The sequence below is a fragment of the Caulobacter segnis genome (assembly GCF_031454995.1).
In the GTDB taxonomy this organism is placed as follows: domain Bacteria; phylum Pseudomonadota; class Alphaproteobacteria; order Caulobacterales; family Caulobacteraceae; genus Caulobacter; species Caulobacter segnis_E.
On the sequence record NZ_JAVDRV010000001.1, the window covers coordinates 339,483 to 356,740 of the forward strand.

The 17,258-nt window shown below is 70.0% G+C and carries 20 protein-coding genes; 5 read left to right on the forward strand and 15 right to left on the reverse strand.

Features of this window, described 5'->3' with window-relative positions:
- Position 1 precedes the first annotated feature (1 nt).
- The 7 genes from J2728_RS01650 to J2728_RS01680 form a co-directional block, all read right to left on the reverse strand.
- On the reverse strand, positions 2-1,396 hold the full coding sequence (locus J2728_RS01650) for a CpaE/TadZ family protein (RefSeq protein ID WP_309995509.1): 1,395 nt from the start codon (positions 1,394-1,396) through the stop codon (positions 2-4).
- Positions 1,396-2,085: a CpaD family pilus assembly lipoprotein gene (locus tag J2728_RS01655; protein WP_309995511.1), complete on the reverse strand. Its 690-nt coding sequence runs from the start codon at positions 2,083-2,085 to the stop codon at positions 1,396-1,398. Before J2728_RS01655 ends, J2728_RS01650 begins: the two co-directional genes overlap by 1 nt.
- Before the next feature lie 7 nt (positions 2,086-2,092).
- Positions 2,093-3,733 (reverse strand): type II and III secretion system protein family protein, encoded by a 1,641-nt coding sequence (locus J2728_RS01660; protein WP_309995514.1) that lies wholly within the window; start codon positions 3,731-3,733, stop codon positions 2,093-2,095.
- Positions 3,730-4,602 (reverse strand): Flp pilus assembly protein CpaB, encoded by an 873-nt coding sequence (cpaB, locus tag J2728_RS01665; protein WP_309995517.1) that lies wholly within the window; start codon positions 4,600-4,602, stop codon positions 3,730-3,732. The genes J2728_RS01660 and cpaB overlap by 4 nt, the downstream gene beginning before the upstream one ends.
- Before the next feature lie 174 nt (positions 4,603-4,776).
- A complete protein-coding gene (locus J2728_RS01670) occupies positions 4,777-5,289 on the reverse strand; it encodes an A24 family peptidase (RefSeq protein WP_309995519.1) in 513 nt (170 codons plus the stop codon).
- Positions 5,290-5,434: 145 nt separating this feature from the next.
- Positions 5,435-5,605 carry a Flp family type IVb pilin gene (locus tag J2728_RS01675; protein ID WP_309995521.1) on the reverse strand — a complete coding sequence of 57 codons (171 nt, stop codon included), beginning with the start codon at positions 5,603-5,605 and terminating at the stop codon, positions 5,435-5,437.
- Positions 5,606-5,788: 183 nt separating this feature from the next.
- Complete coding sequence (locus tag J2728_RS01680) at positions 5,789-5,980, reverse strand: Flp family type IVb pilin (RefSeq protein WP_309995523.1); 192 nt, start codon at positions 5,978-5,980, stop codon at positions 5,789-5,791.
- Between the two features lie 317 nt (positions 5,981-6,297).
- Here J2728_RS01680 and J2728_RS01685 point away from each other — a divergent pair, with 317 nt between their 5' ends.
- The 3 genes from J2728_RS01685 to J2728_RS01695 all read left to right on the forward strand — a co-directional run bounded on the left by J2728_RS01685 (position 6,298) and on the right by J2728_RS01695 (position 7,917).
- A complete protein-coding gene (locus J2728_RS01685) occupies positions 6,298-6,696 on the forward strand; it encodes a pilus assembly protein N-terminal domain-containing protein (RefSeq protein WP_309995526.1) in 399 nt (132 codons plus the stop codon).
- Between the two features lie 85 nt (positions 6,697-6,781).
- Entirely contained in the window at positions 6,782-7,363 is a 582-nt protein-coding gene (locus J2728_RS01690) for a TadE/TadG family type IV pilus assembly protein (protein ID WP_309995529.1), read from the forward strand.
- Positions 7,360-7,917 (forward strand): TadE/TadG family type IV pilus assembly protein, encoded by a 558-nt coding sequence (locus tag J2728_RS01695; RefSeq protein WP_309995530.1) that lies wholly within the window; start codon positions 7,360-7,362, stop codon positions 7,915-7,917. Before J2728_RS01690 ends, J2728_RS01695 begins: the two co-directional genes overlap by 4 nt.
- 3 nt (positions 7,918-7,920) lie before the next feature.
- Here J2728_RS01695 and J2728_RS01700 read toward each other — a convergent pair whose 3' ends face one another.
- From J2728_RS01700 to J2728_RS01725, 6 genes are all read right to left on the reverse strand, one after another.
- Positions 7,921-8,691: an aminotransferase class IV gene (locus tag J2728_RS01700; protein ID WP_309995532.1), complete on the reverse strand. Its 771-nt coding sequence runs from the start codon at positions 8,689-8,691 to the stop codon at positions 7,921-7,923.
- Positions 8,688-10,028 carry an aminodeoxychorismate synthase, component I gene (gene pabB, locus J2728_RS01705; protein WP_309995534.1) on the reverse strand — a complete coding sequence of 447 codons (1,341 nt, stop codon included), beginning with the start codon at positions 10,026-10,028 and terminating at the stop codon, positions 8,688-8,690. The genes J2728_RS01700 and pabB overlap by 4 nt, the downstream gene beginning before the upstream one ends.
- Before the next feature lie 145 nt (positions 10,029-10,173).
- Positions 10,174-11,628, reverse strand: a complete 1,455-nt coding sequence (locus J2728_RS01710) for an MFS transporter (protein WP_309995535.1) — start codon at positions 11,626-11,628, stop codon at positions 10,174-10,176.
- Positions 11,629-11,733: 105 nt separating this feature from the next.
- A complete protein-coding gene (locus tag J2728_RS01715; protein WP_309995536.1) occupies positions 11,734-12,507 on the reverse strand; it encodes a tyrosine-protein phosphatase in 774 nt (257 codons plus the stop codon).
- A 69-nt stretch (positions 12,508-12,576) separates the two neighbouring features.
- Positions 12,577-12,951 carry a hypothetical protein gene (locus tag J2728_RS01720; protein WP_309995538.1) on the reverse strand — a complete coding sequence of 125 codons (375 nt, stop codon included), beginning with the start codon at positions 12,949-12,951 and terminating at the stop codon, positions 12,577-12,579.
- A 57-nt stretch (positions 12,952-13,008) separates the two neighbouring features.
- Positions 13,009-14,145, reverse strand: a complete 1,137-nt coding sequence (locus J2728_RS01725) for an acyltransferase family protein (RefSeq protein WP_309995541.1) — start codon at positions 14,143-14,145, stop codon at positions 13,009-13,011.
- Positions 14,146-14,259: 114 nt separating this feature from the next.
- On the opposite strand from J2728_RS01725, the gene ygiD reads away from it, so the two are divergent.
- On the forward strand, positions 14,260-15,030 hold the full coding sequence (gene ygiD / locus J2728_RS01730) for a 4,5-DOPA-extradiol-dioxygenase (protein WP_309995543.1): 771 nt from the start codon (positions 14,260-14,262) through the stop codon (positions 15,028-15,030).
- 135 nt (positions 15,031-15,165) lie between these two features.
- Here the strand turns inward: ygiD and J2728_RS01735 are convergent, their stop codons facing one another.
- Positions 15,166-15,846 carry a DJ-1/PfpI family protein gene (locus tag J2728_RS01735; RefSeq protein WP_309995545.1) on the reverse strand — a complete coding sequence of 227 codons (681 nt, stop codon included), beginning with the start codon at positions 15,844-15,846 and terminating at the stop codon, positions 15,166-15,168.
- Between the two features lie 96 nt (positions 15,847-15,942).
- On the opposite strand from J2728_RS01735, the gene J2728_RS01740 reads away from it, so the two are divergent.
- Entirely contained in the window at positions 15,943-16,884 is a 942-nt protein-coding gene (locus J2728_RS01740; protein ID WP_309995547.1) for a GlxA family transcriptional regulator, read from the forward strand.
- Here the strand turns inward: J2728_RS01740 and J2728_RS01745 are convergent.
- Positions 16,881-17,246: a VOC family protein gene (locus J2728_RS01745; RefSeq protein ID WP_309995549.1), complete on the reverse strand. Its 366-nt coding sequence runs from the start codon at positions 17,244-17,246 to the stop codon at positions 16,881-16,883. The genes J2728_RS01740 and J2728_RS01745 overlap by 4 nt on opposite strands.
- Between the last annotated feature and the right edge of the window lie 12 nt (positions 17,247-17,258).

Sequence of the window (17,258 nt, forward strand, 5' to 3'; positions counted from 1 at the left end):
CTCAGCTCTTCTTGAACAGCGCCGACAGCAGCGAGGCTTTCGGCGGCGTCGGCGGCTCGCGGCGGCTGATCAGCCGCGCCAGTTGCTCGATCCCCTCGGCCGCCTTCGAACGCGGGGCGATCTCGGCCAGCATCTGGCCGTTGTTGGCCGCCAGCCCGTAGGGCTTGGGATCGAACGGCAGCACCAGCGACGGCTCGAGGCCCAGGGCCTCGCCGAAGTCCTTGACCGGGATCTCCGGCCGCCCCGGCACGCCGACCTGATTGAGCACCAGGCGCGGCGGGGCGTCGTTGGGGCGCGCGGCGCGCACCAGGTCGATCATGTTCTTGGCGTTGCGCAAGGACGCCAGATCGGGCGTGGCCACCACCACCAGCTCGTCCGAGCCCAGCAGCACGCGGCGCGTCCAGGCGCTCCACACATGCGGCAGGTCCAGCACGACATAGGGCGCGGCGGCGCGGATACGGTGGGTGACCTCGTCGAAGGCGTCGGCCTCGATCTCGTAGTCGTCGTCCAGGGTCGCGGGGGCGGCGAACAGCGACAGGCGGTCGCCGCAGCGGACCATCATCCGGTCCATCAGCACCGGGTCCAGGCGGTCGGGCTGGTTGAGGGCGTCGAACACCCCCTGCACCGGGTCCTGGTTGAAGTCGAGGCCGGCGGTGCCGAAGGCCAAGTCGAGGTCCGCCAGCACGGTGGCCGTCTGCAGGCGCTCGGACATGGTCCAGGCGAAGTTGTGCGCCAGGGTCGAGGCCCCCACCCCGCCCTTGGCCCCGACGAACGCCACCTGGCGACCGACGAACGGCGCCGAAGGGTCGGCGTACAGGTCTGCGATCGCGCGGATGACCTGCAAGGGCGAGAGTGGCTGGGTCAGGTACTCGCTGACGCCGCGCCGCATCAGCTCGCGATAAAGCGCGATGTCGTTGGCCTGCCCGATCACCACGACCTTGGTGCCCGCGTCACACACTTGGGCCAGGGCGTCGAGGCCCTGCAGCAGGCGCTGGGCGTCATCCAGGGTCTCGACCAGCACCAGGGAGGGCGTCGGCTGGTTCTGGTAGCTATCGACGGCCGCGGCCAGGCCGCCCATGCGGACAACCGTCGTGGCCCGCGCCATGCGGCGATCCTTGGCCGCGTGCTCCAGCAGGGTGGCGGTATCGGTCCGGGCGCAGAAGGCGTGGATGGTCACGCGCGGGATCAGCGCCTCGCCGACGCCGTTGTCCGGCAAAGACGGCGGCGGGCCGACCGCGCTCGACGGCGCGCGCGGCGCCAGCGGATCCTCGAAGCCCCCGATGGTCGGCTCCAGCGCCGGCGGCGCCGATGGACGCCACGGATCGGAGCTCCCCGTCGTGAAGCTCTCGGCCTCCTCGAGGCCCAGGTTGAAGGGGTCGTTGTCGGCCGGGCTCATCAGGGGATCGCCCTGGAGATCGCGCCGTCGGCCTTGCCGTCGCGCGCCGCGCTGGTGACTTCGCCGCGCCGATACTTGCCCACCACCGTGTCACGACGGCCCGCGTCGGCGGGGGTCATGTCGCGTGGCCGAACCAGGTCCTCGGGATCGGCCACCTGAGCGGCCATGTTGGCGGCGACCGCGCAGCCGAAGTTCTCGTAGGCCCTGTTGTCGCGCGTGGCCGTCAGGCTCTCCCACGCCTGGCCGCACTTGGGAACGCGCGCCTCATGGCGGACGAAGCCGACGCGCAGGACAGGCTCGGGCGCGGCGACGGGATCGGCGCCGACGACGCGGACCTGGGCGGCGGGCGCGCCGAGGAAGATCAGGCGCTCGCGCACCTGGGCGGCCATGACGCCGGCGCCGCTGGGCGCGGTGACGACCAGCTCGCGCCCCTCGGCTTCCAACCAGCGACCGACCAGGTCCCGCAGCGCCGCGCGCTGATTGTCCGACAGGCCGGTGGCGTGGACCGCCAGCAGGATCTCGTCGGGCGTCGGCGTGACCTGGACCCGCTCGGCCCAGGCTTGCGTCTCGGTCGCGGCCCGGGGCGCGGGCGCGGGGGCGGGCGCCGAGGCGCAGGCGCAAAGACTGGCGACGGCGGCGAGCCAGAGGCCGGTCTTCAGGACGGTCTTGACGGAGGCGTTACGCGTCATGGCGGCCCTACTCGATCACGTAGCCCACGGGGCCCTGGTAGGCGCGCCCCGCGTTGGCGCCCGGCGGTGCCTTGACGACCTTGTTCAGTCGCCCGAACAGCACCGTGCTCATGTCGCCGGCGATCTCCAGGCCGTCGGCCGGGGTCTGCAAGTCCCGAGGCTTGGTCGGGTCGACGATGTAGGGCGTGACGATGATCACGAGCTCGGTCTCGCCATTGAGAAAATCGCGCGAGCGGAACAGCGAGCCCAGGATCGGCATGTTGGTCATGCCCGGCAGGGAGTCGATCGCCTGGCGCGTGGTCTGCTGCAGCAGGCCGGCGATCATCAGCGAACCGCCCGACGGCAGCTCGACCGTGGTCTCCGCGCGGCGCACCGAGAGACCCGGCACCGTCAGGGACCGCGACGCCGAGCCGTTGCTGAGCGTGAAGGCCCCCAGGTTGGAAAGCTCCGACACCTCGGTCGACAGCTTCAGCGAGATCCGGCCGCCCGCCATCACGACGGGCGTATAGCCCAGACCCACGCCGTAGGGCTTGAACTCGATCGCGATCCTGCCGGTGTTGTCGCTGCCGGTGGGCACCGGGAATTCGCCGCCGACCAGGAAGTGGCCGGCCTCGCCCGAGACCGCCGTCAGGTTGGGCTCGGCCAGGGTGCGCACCAGGCCCACGCGCTCGAAGGCCGACAGGCACGCGGAGAGGCTGTTGCCGGTGGTGGCCGACCACGCGGCCGACGCCGCGCTGCTGACCGCGTTGGTCACCAAGCTGGACGTTCCGTTGGCGGCGTCGCCGGTGGATGTGTTGACCGAGTTCTGGCTCGAGGCGTTGGCGCTGTTGCTGAAGTTGCTCTTACGGAGGTTGTCGCGGCCATAGCAGGCGCCGCCCCCGCCCACCAACGCGCCGTTCACGCCGAACGTGTTCTCGCGCCCCAGGGCGTAGGACTTGAAGCCGTCGTTGAGCAGATTGTCGGTGGAGACGCCCAGCTGCTTGATGACGTTGCGCTGCACCTCGACGATGCGGACCTGCAGCATCACCTGGTCCTTGCCGGCGATGCTCAGCATGTTCAGCACCTTGTCGGCCGCGCCCGTGAACTGGGCGGCGATCCGCGAGGCGGCTTCGGACTCGCCCGGCGTGCGGACCACGCCGCTCAGGACCACGCTGTCGCGGATCGGCCGGACCTCGATCCTGGCGTCCGGCAGCACGCGGTTCAGGGTGTCGGCCAGCTGGTCGACGGGCTGGGAGACCTTGATGGACAGCGACAGGATCCGGCGGCCGGCGTCGTCGAAGAAGGCCGCGTCGGTGACGCCTTGGGCCAGACCCACGATATAGACACGACGACGATCGCGCAGCACGGCGTCGGCGACGACGGGGCTGGTGACCAAGAGGTCGCGGACGTCCGACGGCAGCTCGACGATCGCCGACTTGCCCTTGGCCAACTCCAGGCTGGCGGCGGTCTGGTCGGCGGTCAGGACGACGCGGGCCACCTGCCCCCCGGTCGGGTCGGACAAGGCGACCGGCGCGGTCGAACGCGGCGCGGCGCGCGCGGCGGGCCGATAGACGTGGGTGCCGCCCGGAGCCCCGTCGGCGAACACCGGCGTCGCGGCGCTCAGCCCCACCAGGGCCGCCAAATGGATCGTCAGCAGGCGCCGGCTCACGGACGCACCGCCATGACGGTGGTCTGGCCGCCGCGGTTGATCCGCACGGCGGCCGCCTCGGCCGTCGCGCTGGCGAGGCCGCCCGAGGGCGCGCCGACGTCGGTATAGGCGCGCAAGGCCAGGGTGACCGGGCCGCCAGCCTTGGCGCTGGCCAGGGCCTCGGCGCCGGACGCGTCGACCTCCAGCGTGGCGGTGGCGGCGACCAAGGTCTTGGCGTCCTTGTCGGCGGCGGTCTTCTGGTCGAGAGCCAGGACGCGGACGTTGCGCAGCACCGTCTCGCCGATGATCACGCGGCCGCCGCCGGTCGGCATCGGCCCGTCGCGCGTCGAGAGCACGTCGACGCGGTCGCCGGGCAGGATGAAGCCGCCGGCCGTGGTGTCGGCCGAGACCGGCACGGCCACGGCCCGCTTGCCGGGAGTGAGCACGACCGACAGATAGCCGCCCTCGCCGCCGCGCACGATCTTGCGGGCGGTGATCGGCTCGCCGGTCAGGATGGGATCGCGGACGATCGCGCCCTCCAGCGCCTTGGCCGGATCGCCGCCGACGATCTGGCTGGCGACGGCGGCCTTGGCCTGGGCGACCGCGCCCTCGGCTTTCGGTGGAGCCGTCCCATTAGTGATGAAGGCGGCGTTGACGGAGTCCGACGGCCAGGCCTGCCAGCCGATGTCGGCCTCGGCCAGGCGGGCGCCGATTTCGAGATCACGCTTGGCCACCAGAACCTGGGTCATCGGCTTGGCCGGCGCGGCGATCGGCGTGGCGGTGGCGACCGGCTTGTCGGCCGAGCCGCCCAAGGCGTGCCGCAGCGCCACGGCCATGCCAATGGCCGACACGGCGGCGATCACGACGATCAGGAGACGGACGGGGCTCATGCGCGGCGGAACTCGTGCGGTCACTCTGGAAAACCGGGGCCGCCTCCGGGCGAACACGCGCGATTCAAAAACCGGCCTTTCTGGCCGAAGCGCATGGTCGTCCGCTTATAGTTAACGAGGGCTGAAATTCCGGTTAACGCCAGGTGGGCGCGGGTGCGGCGGGCTGTCGCGGGCTCAGCCCAGAACGCCTTGAGCCAAAAGCGCTTTTGGGAACGCGATCAGGGCGCCGGCGGCGATCGCCACGCCATAGGGGAGATCCCCGCCCGACCGCCCCAGACGACGCACCCAGGCGGGTCCGCCGGCCACCATCGGGGCCACCCATCCCGACCGCAGCGTCAGGAGGGCCAAGGTCAGGGCGCCGCCGGCCAACGCCGTGTACAGCAGGAACGGCGCCACCGCCGGCCAGCCCATCCACAGGGCGCAGGCGGCCAACAGCTTGCCGTCGCCGCCGCCGATCCAGCCGGCCGCGAACATGCCCATGCCCAGCACCAGCGCGCCGAGGCCCGTCGCCAGACACAGTCCGATCTGCGGAAGGCCAACACCGCCGGCCAGCGCCGCGGGGACGAAGGCGGCGATCAGGGCCAGCGAGATCCAGTTAGGGATCGTGTAGCTGGTCAGGTCCTTCAGCGCCCCGACGATGGCCAGGGCCGGAAAGACCAGCAGCAGCGAGATCTGGAGAATCTGCATCGCATCGGGCGCTTGTTGACGACGGACGCATTCTGCGACGCGACCCGTGAAGCAATGGTTTCGCCCCCAGGACATTCGCCCAAGACAAAGGGGCCGCGACGTCCCCACGCCGCGGCCCCTCTTTAGAGCGAGAAGAGCTTGAGCCCTATTCGCCGCCGAAGCCCACGCCGGTGACGCGCGCGGACGGGCTGAAGATGATGCCCAGGCCCGTCACGCAGGCGGCGGTGACCAGCGCGATCAGGGCGACGAAAAGGCCGTACTGGATGCCCGCGACGCCGGACTCGTCCTTGGCGAAGGCCTTGATAAGTTGGGTCACAGCGCGATTTCCAAAGGGTGATCCGATGAAATCGAAGCTACATTCAGCGCCGTGAATTTCACGTTATTCACCGAGGTTAATTGCATATTACCGAGTAAAGCCGAGGAGCCTCGGGCGCGGATTTCAAATAAAAAAGGCCGGGTTTCCCCGGCCTTTCTCGGTATGGGATTTAAACCCCGAAACTTAGCCGGCGGCGGCGGCCGGCGCGGGCGTCTTGATCGCGTCGCCAGCGGCTTTGAGCGACGTGTCGAGCTTGCCCCCGAGCGTCGTGACGGCGGTCACGATCACAACGGCGATCAGGGCGACGATCAGGCCGTATTCGATGGCCGTGGCGCCGGATTCATCCTTCAGGAAGCGCGTGACGAACTTGCTCATGACTTGGTCTCCAAAAGCAGGGCTTGCGGTTTGAGGCTTCCAAGTCAGTTCGACTTGCCACCCCTTTCTAAGAACACGATCAACTTCCCGCCCCGCACTTAATTGGTAGTAAATTGGAAATGGTTTATTTCATATTTAGCTAAGTTTATTCGAATTTACCATTATCAACACTTAACCATACCGCTGAGATCCAGCGCAAGCCGCTGAATCAAAGGACATTTTCGCTGGGACGGGCCGAACGTCTCCAGCGGGCCTTAGGTCTTTATTGACCAATCAGACCGATCCTCACCGGTGTCGGCAGCAGCCCAAGGCCCTCTATGCGTCGCCTCTCGTTCATCTTCGCCGCGCTTCTGATCGCCTGGAACGTCGACGCGGCCGCCCAATCGCGGCCCTTCGCCCTGCCCCTGACGAAGGGCCAGGCGATCTCCCTGCCGCTGGGCGCGGCCGCGCGCGACGTCGTCGTCGGCGACCCCGAGGTCGCGGACGTCAGCATCCTGAGCGACCGCGCCGTGATCGTGCTGGGGAAGAACCCCGGCGTCACGAGCCTGCTGATCTTCGGCGCCGACGGCCGCCCGCTGACCGAGCGCCAGGTGGTGGTCTCCGACGGCGGCGCCGCCGGCTCGGTCACCGTCTATCGCGGCGCGGCGACCAGCACCTATGCCTGCGGCCGCCAGTGCACGCGTCTCACGCCGCCCGCCGCCGGCTCGCCGCCCTGATCGTCTGAAAACACCTCTCTTTTCTAACCAGCGGTTAGGGCCGTTGCGCCTAGGCTGGCGGTCCGTTCACGAAGCGCCGCTCCGCATGGCCCATCGCCCTCTTCTCGATCGCGCCCCTATCGATCGCGCGCGGCGTCGGCTGGCCAGGCTCGGCCTGACGCGAACGGCCGTCCGCTTCGCGCGAGCCGAGCGCGGAGCGACGGCCGTCGAGTTCGCCCTGGTGTCGATCCCGTTCCTGCTGCTGGTCATGGCGATCATCGAGCTGGGCCTGGTGTTCCTCGTCTCCCTGACCCTGGAAAGCGCCATCATCGACGCCGGACGCACGATCCGCACCGGCGAGGTTCAAGGCGCCAAGACCACGGCGGCCGATTTCGAGACCGCGGTGTGCGGCAAGATGAACTGGCTGGGCGATCGCTGCGCCGGCGCCCTGACGTTGGACGTGCGCACCTATGCCGACTTCGCCAGCATCGGCGGATCGGCCGCCAACGCGACCGCGCCCGACCCGCCCGCCTGGGATCCGGGCCAGGCGGGGTCGATCGTGCTGGTCAGGGCGTATTACACCTGGCCGCTGGTCACGCCCCTGTTGAACACCGGCCTACAGAGCGCGGACGGCAAGCGGATCATCTACGCGGCCGCCGCCTTCATGAACGAGCCCTACGAGCAATGAGCGGTCGTCGCACAACCTCGCGGCGCTTCTGGCGCGACCGGCGCGGCGTATCGGCGGTGGAGTTCGCCCTGATCGCGCCCGTGCTGATCCTGCTCTATTGCGGCCTGGCCGAGATGACCCAGGCGATGATGGCCAAGCGCCGGCTGTCCAGCATCGCCTCCTCGATCGGCGACCTGACCGCCCAGGCGTCACAGACCGGCCCCACCCGGATGGCCGACATCTTCAACATCGGCGCGATCATCATGACGCCGTTCCCCACCACGGACCTGAAGATGTGCGTCGCCAGCGTCGTGTCGGACGCGAGCGGCAAGAACACGGTCGATTGGTCCCGAGCCTCGGCGACGGGCAAGGACGATTGCCCAGCCCAGGGCGCCATCCTGACCGACGTACCGGTCGACGTGCTGCCCGCCAACAGGAGCGTGATCCTGGCCCGCGCGTCCTACGTCTACAGCTCGCCGATCCAGCTGGTCATGCCCAGCCCGCTGACCTTCAAACGCACGCTCTATCTTCGCCCGCGCCGGGTGGACTCGGTGCTCTGGTCGAACGCGAGCTAGGCGTCAGGCCGGCAGCGCCTCGCGCAGGCGCTCCACGAGCGGATGCGGCGTGAAGCTCCGCTCGCCAAGACGCGAGACGGGACGCACGCCAATCAGGCTGTTGGTCAGGAACACCGCTTCGGCGCGCTCGATCGCCTCCGGTCCGACGGCGACCTCCTCGACCGCCTGGGCGGCCAGAAGCCGCGCTCGCGTGATGCCGGGCAGGACGCCGCAGTCGAGCGCCGGCGTGAACAGCCGCCCGCCCGAGACCCAGAAGAGATTGGCGGCCGCCCCGCAAACCACCTGGCCCTGGTTGTTCAGCATGATCGCTTCGTCGGCCCCGGCGGCGACCGCCTCGGTCCGCGCCAGGACGCTGTCGATATAGGACAAGGTTTTGAGCCGGGAGGCCGGCGAGCCTTCGTTGCGCCGAACGCTCGAGACGATGGCCCGCGCCGGGGTCGTCACCGCCGCCACCGCCGCCACGCGCGCGAACAGACGCGGCGTCAGGTCGGCGGGACGATCCAGCCCCCGTCCGCCAGAGCCGCCCGTCAGGGTCAGGCGCAGCGCCACCCGCCCCGTCGCCGGGATCATGCGGCGGCACAGCCCTTCCGCCTCGGCGCGATCGAACGGCAGGCCCAGCGCCGCGCAGCCGCCGGCCATGCGGTCGAGGTGGGCGTCCAGATGCCGGATCTCGCCGTCCACGGCCAGCAGGGTCTCGAACAGTCCCTCGCCCAGAAGCAGGCCCCTGTCGTCGAAGGGAATGGCGTCTTTGAAAGTGGCGGCGGGGGCGATCATCCAAGGCTCTCCGTCAGCGCGCGCCGGATGGCGGCGATCTTGGCCTCGGTCTCCAGCCGCTCGGCGCCGGGGTCGCTGTCGGCGACGATCCCCGCGCCGGCGCGCGCCTCGACCCGCCAGCCGGCGCCATCCTCGACCAAGGCGACGGTGCGGATCAACACGCTGGAGTCGAGTGCGCCATCATGACCCGCCCAAAACAGGGAGCCGCAGTATGGGCCGCGCGGCGGTTCCAGGCCCGCGATGACCTTCATGGCCTGAACCTTGGGCGCGCCCGTGATCGAGCCCGGCGGGAACGTCGCTCTCAACAGCTCGGCCACGCCCCGCCCCTTGGCGAGCCGCGCGGTGACCGTCGAGACCAGGTGGTGGACGTTGGCGAAGCTCTCGATCCTGAAAAGCTCGGGCGCGCGGACGCTGCCGGGGGGACTGACGCGCGCCAGGTCGTTGCGCATCAAGTCGACGATCATCAGGTTCTCGGCCCGGTCCTTCTCGCTGGCCAGCAGCTCGGCGGCGAGCGCCAGGTCCCTGGCCGGATCGCGGTCGCGGGGGCGGGTGCCCTTGATCGGCTTGGTCTCGATCGCGCCGTCGGCCTGGACCTTCAGGAAACGCTCCGGCGAGTTGGAGACCACCGCCCGCCCCGGCAGGCGCAGATAGGCCGCGAACGGCGCGGGGCTCTGGCCACGCAGCCGGGTGAACAGGTCGAACGGGTCGGCGCCGGTCGCCAAGCGACCGCTCCAGGCGCGGGCGATGTTGGCTTGGAAGATCTCGCCGGCCAGGATCCGCTCGACCACCTCCGCGACGGCGGCCTCGTAGGCCGCGGGGTCGTCGGCGATGAGGCCGGAGCACAGGGCGCCCTTGGGTTCCGGACGCGAGGCGGCCGGCGCGTCCAGCCAGGCCAGCGCCGCGCGGGCGCGGGCGTCCGCCTCGGCCTCGGTCGCGCCGCGTCCGATCGCCAGCACGTGGCGGGCGTGGTGGTCGAAGGCCAGCAGGGCCGGATAGCGGGCGCAGGCTAGGTCCGGCCAATCGGAGCGCGCGAGGCCCAGGCGCTCGATCCGGTCGCCCAGCTCGTAGGCGGCCAGACCCACCACCCCGCCCTGGAACGGCGGGCCCTCCGGATCGGCGGACTGGCGCGGCCCCAGCAGCTCGGCGAGCGCCGCGAAGGGATCGGCCGCGTCCTCGGCGGCGAGGCTGAAGGTGTGGTCCGGCGCGCGCAGCAGATACGACCACCGCCCGCCCTGGCCGCCCGACATCAGCGCGCAGGCGTACGGCTCGTCCCGGAAGGGCGCCATGGCCCACACCGGCTCGCGCCAGGGGGTGGTGAGGATGGCGACGCGGCGCATGGGGGCGTGTGTAACAGGCGGGAAGCGCCCCCTCCACCGCTTCGCGGTCCCCCTCCCCCGTTGCACGGGGGAGGATGAGTTATCCTCCTCACCCGCAAGGCGGGGGAGGTGGCGCGCGACGCCGTCGCGCGACGGAGGGGGCGCGCTAGGGTTCCCGTCCTCCGCCCTTCACGGTCGACAGACCCACCAGTCCCACCAGCATCAGCGCCAGGATCGGGATGAAGCCGGCGACCTGGGCCTGGAAGATCTTGGTCGCCAGGGCCACCAGCAGCGAGCCCAGCCACACCGTCGCCGTGCCCGACAGCGAGAACAGGCCAAAGAAGGCCGCGATGCGATCCGGCGGGGCCAGGCGAACCAGCAGGGTGCGGCTCGAGGCGTACTGGGCGGTGACGAACACCGCGATCATCAGGCCGCAGCCCAGATAGACGAGCTCCGGCAGGGTCTGGAACAGCGGGCCGCCCCACACCGGCGGATGGGCCGCGGCCGGCCAGGACCAGAAGAATAGGATCTTCTCGCGGCTGGTGCCGATCATGCCCAGCAGCATCAGGATACAGCCGGCGATCTCGACCTGCACGGCGCGGCGCGGCCCCAGCTTCCGGTCCAGCACCGGGGCGACAAGCCCCCCCATCACGCCGAAGATCGACAGCGAAATGCCATAGGCCAGCATCTCCAGCTCGCCCCAGCCCATAATCCCCGCCGCGAACAGGCCCCCGAAGATGATCATGGCCGTCATGCCGTCGCAGTAGAACATGCGCATGGCCAGGAACTTGGCGGCCTCGGCGTGGCCCTTCAGATTGGCGAAGGTGTCGATGATCAGGCGCACACCCTCCTTCAGCGAAGCGCCGATCGAGACGCCGGTGCGGGCCGCGTCACGGGTCCACAGGAAGAACGGGATCGCGCCCAGCAGCATCACCGCCGCCGACAGGGGCCCCGCCAGGCGGCTGGGTTCGTTGTCGGCCTGGCTGAGGCCGAACAGGGGCGTGTCGGGGACGAACGACCACGGGACCTGCCCCGGCAGCACGAAGGCCCACATCACGAAAATCAGCAGAGAGACCGACAGCCCGTTGGCGACCGCGTAGCCCAGCCCGGACAACACCGGCTCCTGCCCAGGCTCGGCCGCCCGCGACAACAGCGAGTTGTTGAGCACGTCGCCCAGGTTATAGGCCACGCCCAGGGTGATCAGGGCCGCGCCGACCAGACCGACCGAGAGACCGCCGGGGGTGGCGAACCACAGGGCCAGCAGGATCGGCAGCATGATCGCCAGGATCATGGCCATGAACGGCTTGCGCGGCCCGTAGCGCTCGATCGAGGCGCCCAGCAGCGGCGCGGTCAGGGCGGTGATGATCCCATAGACGGTCGAGATGTCGGCCACGACCGCCTGGCCCTTGACCGGATCGCCGACCAGCACCCGCGAGAAATAGGGCGCGAAGACATAGATGGTGACCAGGATGACATAAGGGTCACGGCTGCCCTGGTGCAGGATCCAGCTGAGCGCTCCGCGCGAGAGCCGTTTTCGCGGCGCCGGAACCAGGACGTCCTCGTGGCCCTTGGGACCCACGACCTCGCTCAAGCCCGGAGGCGACCCCGCCAACTCGCTCATTCCGCACCCTACTGTCACCGACCCTCTGACGGGGCCATGCGACGAGGCTGGACCTTAAACGAGCGTTTGTCACCGTATGAAATCCCTCTCTCATGGAGAGAGGGATCATAATAGGATATGCGCCCGCACCCGCTCGCGGGTGTCGTTGTCCAGCCCCACGACCCGCTCCAGATAGCCGTCCAGCGAGCCGCACTCGTCCTTGATCACCGCGAAGGCGGCGGCCAGGTAGCGAGCCTCGACCCCCATGGCCGCGCGCATGGCGGCTTCGTCGGGACGGCGGCCGGTCAGGTCCTGGATGTGGTCCATGAAGAGACGGCCGCGACGGTCGAAGCGGCTGGGATCGTTGGTCAGCAGGTAGTCGTCGATGACGTCGTCGTCGGCGACGCCGGCGATGTGGTGGGTCAGGGCCGCCAGCACGCCGGTCCGGTCCTTGCCCGCCGCGCAGTGGATCAGGGCCGGCCCCTTGCCTTCGGCCAAGGCCAGGAAGAAGCGGCGGAAGAGGTCGATGTGCCGCTCCTTGAACGGCAGGCGGCGATAGTACTCGTCCATGTAGTCGTGGACCGCGTCCTCGGTCAGATCCGTGCTCGTGACGAACTCGATCCAGGGGTCGGTCCCGGTCACGCCCAGGTCGTTGTCGATCACCTGGGCGGAAAAGCCGTTCCAGCGGCGCGACGGCGAGCGCTCGCGCTCGTTGGGCCGGCGCAGGTCGACCAGGGTGACGACGCCCAGGGCCGCCAGGACCGCGAGGTCCTCGTCGGTGGCCTCGGCCTGGTGGGCGGCGCGGAACAGCACGCCCTTCTTCAGCCGTCCCGCCCCGGCGGCGTAGTCGCCGAAATCGCGGAAGTTCTCGACGCCGTGCAGAGGGATCAGTCTGGTCATGCGGGGGGATTTAGCGGCGAGGACGGCCAATGGCGAGAGGGACGCGGGGGAAAGTCGCCGCTCGGCCAGTCACCACCATTTCGCCTTGCGGTCTTCCTCGGTCGCCGGCTTGGCGCGCCAGAGGAAGACGAAGTTTCGATGCTCGGCCCAGGTCTGGCCCTCCAGGCCGTCGGCGGCCTGGCAGACGCTGGTGTGATAGGGGCCCTGGCCGTCGGTGGTCCGGAAGCTGGCGCAGGTCCGCCCCTTGGAGGTCTTCCAGCGGCCGGCCAGGATCTCGCTGTCATAGAAGCCGCCGGTCACGCGGCCGTCCGCCTCCAGGCGTAGGCTCATGCCCTTGAAATAGGGCTGGTCGGGCCGGACCGAGAGGTCGACGACCCAATCGCCGGCCAGCGGCGTCGGCGGGATCGCCGCTTCGAGTGAAAAGGCGAGCAGCAGCGCTAGCATGGCATCCCTCCGACAGCTTGGACACCAGCGTTACGCGAGATCGGCGAGATCGGACGCCTAGCGCCTCAGCAGCGGGCGCAGCCGGTCCTGGATCGGCTGGTCGATATAGGTGTGGAACAGCCAGGCCGCGCCATAGGCCAGCGGGAAGCCGGCCAGCCACATCAGCCACTGCCAGCCGATGCCGATCGGCACGGTGTCGATCAGCTTGTGGATGGCGCTCCAATAGATCACCCCGACGAAGATGTGGGTGATGAACAGCGCGAAGGACAGCTTGGCCCCCTCCTCGATCCAGGCTTGGGGGCGCTTCACGGGCAGGCGCCCGGCGCCCAGCACGATCATGGCGATGGCCAGCAGCGACGGCGCGTCGAACATCCACGGCTTGGGCAGGGCGTAGCGGTCCAGCGGCTGGGTCACGACCAGCAGGGCCACGCCGCCCCACAGCAGGGCCTTGGCCGCGCCCTCGGAGGGCCAGCGCATGTCGACCGCCCGCGCCAGGCAGACGCCCAGGATGAACAGCGGCAGGGCTCGGACGACCCCGAACTGGAACTGCAGATCGGCCAGAGCGTGGTCGAAGACCACCTCGGCCAGGACTTCGAACGCCGCCAGCAACGCCAGGCCAAACAGCGGCAGCAGCCAAACGTGGCGAACCTTGCTGGCCGTCCGCCAGAACAGCGGGAACAGGGCGTAGCAGACGATCAGCGCCGACAGCGACCAGCTGGGCAGGTTCCAGCCGTCGCTTGGAAAGCCCCAGGCGTGGATCAGCAGGGCCTGGGTCGGCAGTTGGTCCCAGGCGAAGCGGCTGGGCTTGTGGGCGTCGGTGCCGAAGCTGTTCAGGATCAGCACCAGCACCGCCAGCATCGCCAGCACCACCAGGTGCCCCGGCCACACCCGCGCCGCGCGGCGGACCCAGAAACGCGGCGTGCTGATGTGGCCCTTCAACACCGAACCGCCATAGGCGCGGCCCAGCACATAGCCCGACAGCATCAGGAAGAAGTCGGTGGCCAGAAAGCCGCGCGAGAACACCTGGGCGAACCGCTCGATCCGCATCGGGCTCTCGGCGCCGTAGTGGTAGACCACGATCAGCAGCGAGGCGAGGAAGCGCAGGAAATCCAACGCGCCGCCGCGCACGACCTCCTTGCCGGCGGACGCGGTTTCCGACGAGGTCGGGGCGGACGGGGTAGGCGGCGCGGTCACGGCTCGCGCATACCAAAGCCGCTCGCGCCGGGAAAGGCTCCGTAACGGCGCCCCGTTGCGGTAGGACGTCGCGCCGCCTATCTGTAACTCAATCTGTTCCTAATGAGCACTCGCATGTCTCGCACCCCCGTCCTCTTCCTCGGCCACGGCTCGCCGATGAACGCCATCGAGGACAACGCCTGGAGCCGCGACTGGGCGCGCCTGGGCCGCGAGCTGCCGCGCCCGCGCGCGATCCTGATGATCAGCGCCCACTGGGAGACGCGCGGCGCCTCGGCGGTCAGCGCGGCGAGCGCGCCCGAGACGATCCACGATTTCGGCGGCTTCCCCCAGGCGCTGTTCGACGTGCGCTATTCCGCGCCCGGCGATCCGGCCCTGGCCGCGCGGGTGGCGGAGCTGCTGTCGCCCGATCCCGTGGTCCAGCACCCGACGCGCGGTCTCGACCACGGCACCTGGGGCGTGCTGAGGCCGATGTATCCGGACGCCGACATCCCCGTGGTCCAGCTCAGCCTCGATCGCGGCCGCCCGGACCGCTGGCACTACGAGGCGGGCAAGCGCCTGGCCCCGCTGCGCGACGAGGGCGTGATGATCCTGGGCAGCGGCGACATCGTCCATAATCTGCGCGCCATCGACTTCCGCCGGCCGGAGACCCTGCCCTGGGCCGAGCGCTTCAACGAGAAGGCCAAGGCCTTGATCCTGGCCGGCGACCACGAGCCGCTGATCGATTGGCGCAGCCTCGGCCCCGACGCCGAGGCCTCGATCAACAGCGCCGAGCACTACCTGCCGCTGCTCTACGTGCTGGGCGCGGCGGGCAAGGACGAGCCGATCACCTTCTTCAACGACGACGTCTTCGCGGCGATCTCGATGACGGGGGTGAAGGTGGGGTGAGGGGCGGCAGTCCCCTTCCCCCTTGATGGGGGAAGGGTCAGGGATGGGGGTGACCCGGCGGTTCCACCTGCACGGCTTTGCTCACCCCCACCCAACCCTCCCCCATCAAGGGGGAGGGCTCAAAAAAAATAGGCCTCACATCGCCGCCGCCGCCCGCTTCGCCGCCTCGACCCGCTCCCCCATCGCCTTGCCATAGAGCGCGGTGATCCGCTCCAGCACCTGGGCCGGCGCGGTCTCGGGACGGCCGGAGTCGAACGGCGGGGCGGGCGCGTACTCGACAGCCAGCTGGATGCCCTGGGCCATCTCGTCGCCCGCCAGTTCGGCGATCAGGGTCAGGGCGAAGTCGATGCCCGCCGTCACCCCGCCGCCGGTGATGTAGCGCCCGTCCCGCGCCACCCGCGAGGGATCCGGGATCGCGCCGAACAGCGCCAGCTGATCGCGCCAGGCCCAGTGGCAGGCCGCCCGCTTGCCCTTCAACAGCCCCGCCGCCCCCAGCACCAGCGAGCCGGTGCAGACCGAGCAGACATAGCGCGCGCCGTCCGCCAGCCGGCGGATTTCGGCGATGAAGTCGGGGTCGCCCATCGCCTCGGTGGTCCCGAAGCCGCCGGGCACGATCAGCACGTCGCAGGCCTCGATGTCCGACAGCTTGGGCAAACGCGCGAAGACCAGGCCGTCGGCCTCGATCTCGCCGCCCGCCAGGCTGGCGACCGTGACCTTGGCGCCCGGCAGGCGGCACAGCACCTGGTGCGGGCCGGTGAAATCCAGGTGGGTCACGCCCGGGAACAGGGCGATGACGATGGAGAGAGGCTGGCTCATGCGGTGGTCTCCGTCACGATTGACGTGGAGAACATGGTTCGATTAGCCTCTGGCGGAAATGACATAGTTCCCACGGTTTCAGCCAAGGCGCTGTCCATGCCCCGCGCGATCGGCTTCCTCGTCTATCCAGGCTTCCAGCTGCTGGACGCCACCGGCCCGATCGCGGCCTTCGAGATCGCCGCGCGGTTCTCGCCAGGCGCCTACAGCCTGCACTTTCTGTCGCTGCGCGGCGAGCCCACGCCCAGCTCCTCGGGCCTCGTCATCCAGACCACGGCGTTGAAGGACGCCCCGCCGCTCGACACGCTGATCGTTTCGGGCGGCGATGGGGTCAGGGTCCCGGCGACCTGCCCCGAAACCCAGGCCTTCGTCCGCAAGGCCGGCCGCGAGGCCCGCCGCGTCGCCTCGGTCTGTTCGGGAACCTATGTCCTGGCCGAGGCGGGCCTGCTAGACGGCAAGCGCGCGACGACCCACTGGAGCCGGACGAAGGACTTCCAGCGCCGCTATCCGAACGTCCGACTGGAGCCCGACCGCATCTGGATCCAGGACGGCAAGATGTGGAGTTCGGCGGGAATCACGGCGGGCATCGACCTGTCGCTGGCCCTGATCGGCGCCGACGAGGGCGAGGCGGTCGCCCGCCGCACGGCCCAGCAGTTGGTCGTCTATCACCACCGCCCCGGCGGCCAGTCGCAGCATTCGGCCCTAATCGACCTGCGCCCCGGCCGCTTCGACGCCCTGCTGTCGTGGGCGCGACAGAACTTGGCCGAGCCGCTCACCGTCGAGCAACTGGCCGACCGCGCGGCCATGAGCCCCCGCAACTTCGCCCGCCTGTTCGCCCAGGAGACCGGCGCCACCCCGGCCAAGGCCGTCGAGCGCCTGCGCGTCGAGGCCGCCCGCGCCCTGCTCGACAGCGGTCCGCTGCAGGTCGAGGACGTGGCGCTGGAGACAGGCTTTGGCGACCCCGAGCGCATGCGGCGGGCGTTCATCCGGGCGTTTGGTCAACCGCCCCAGGCGCTACGCCGGGCGGCGAAGGCGGGCTAGGCGCGCCGCGTCATCAGCTCGATGCGGTTGCCGAACGGGTCGTCGGCATAGACCCTGTCCCAGCCCTCCAGCGGCTCGTCCTCGACCACCCGCACCCCAGCCGCTTTCAAGCGCTTCGCCAGAGCCCAGACATCGTCGACGACCAAAGCCGGATGCGCCTTTCGCGCCGGATGAAAGTCAGCCTCAACGCCCAGGTGGATCTTGACCGGCCCGTCCTCGAACCAGCACCCGCCGCGCGCGGCCAGATGCGGCGGCTTGGGCTTCTCGGCGACGCCCAGCAGGTCGCGGTAGAACGCCCGGGCGGCGTCTTCCTCGCCTGCCGGCATGGCCAGCTGCACGTGCTCGATCGCCAGGATGGTCATGGACGCCTCCTT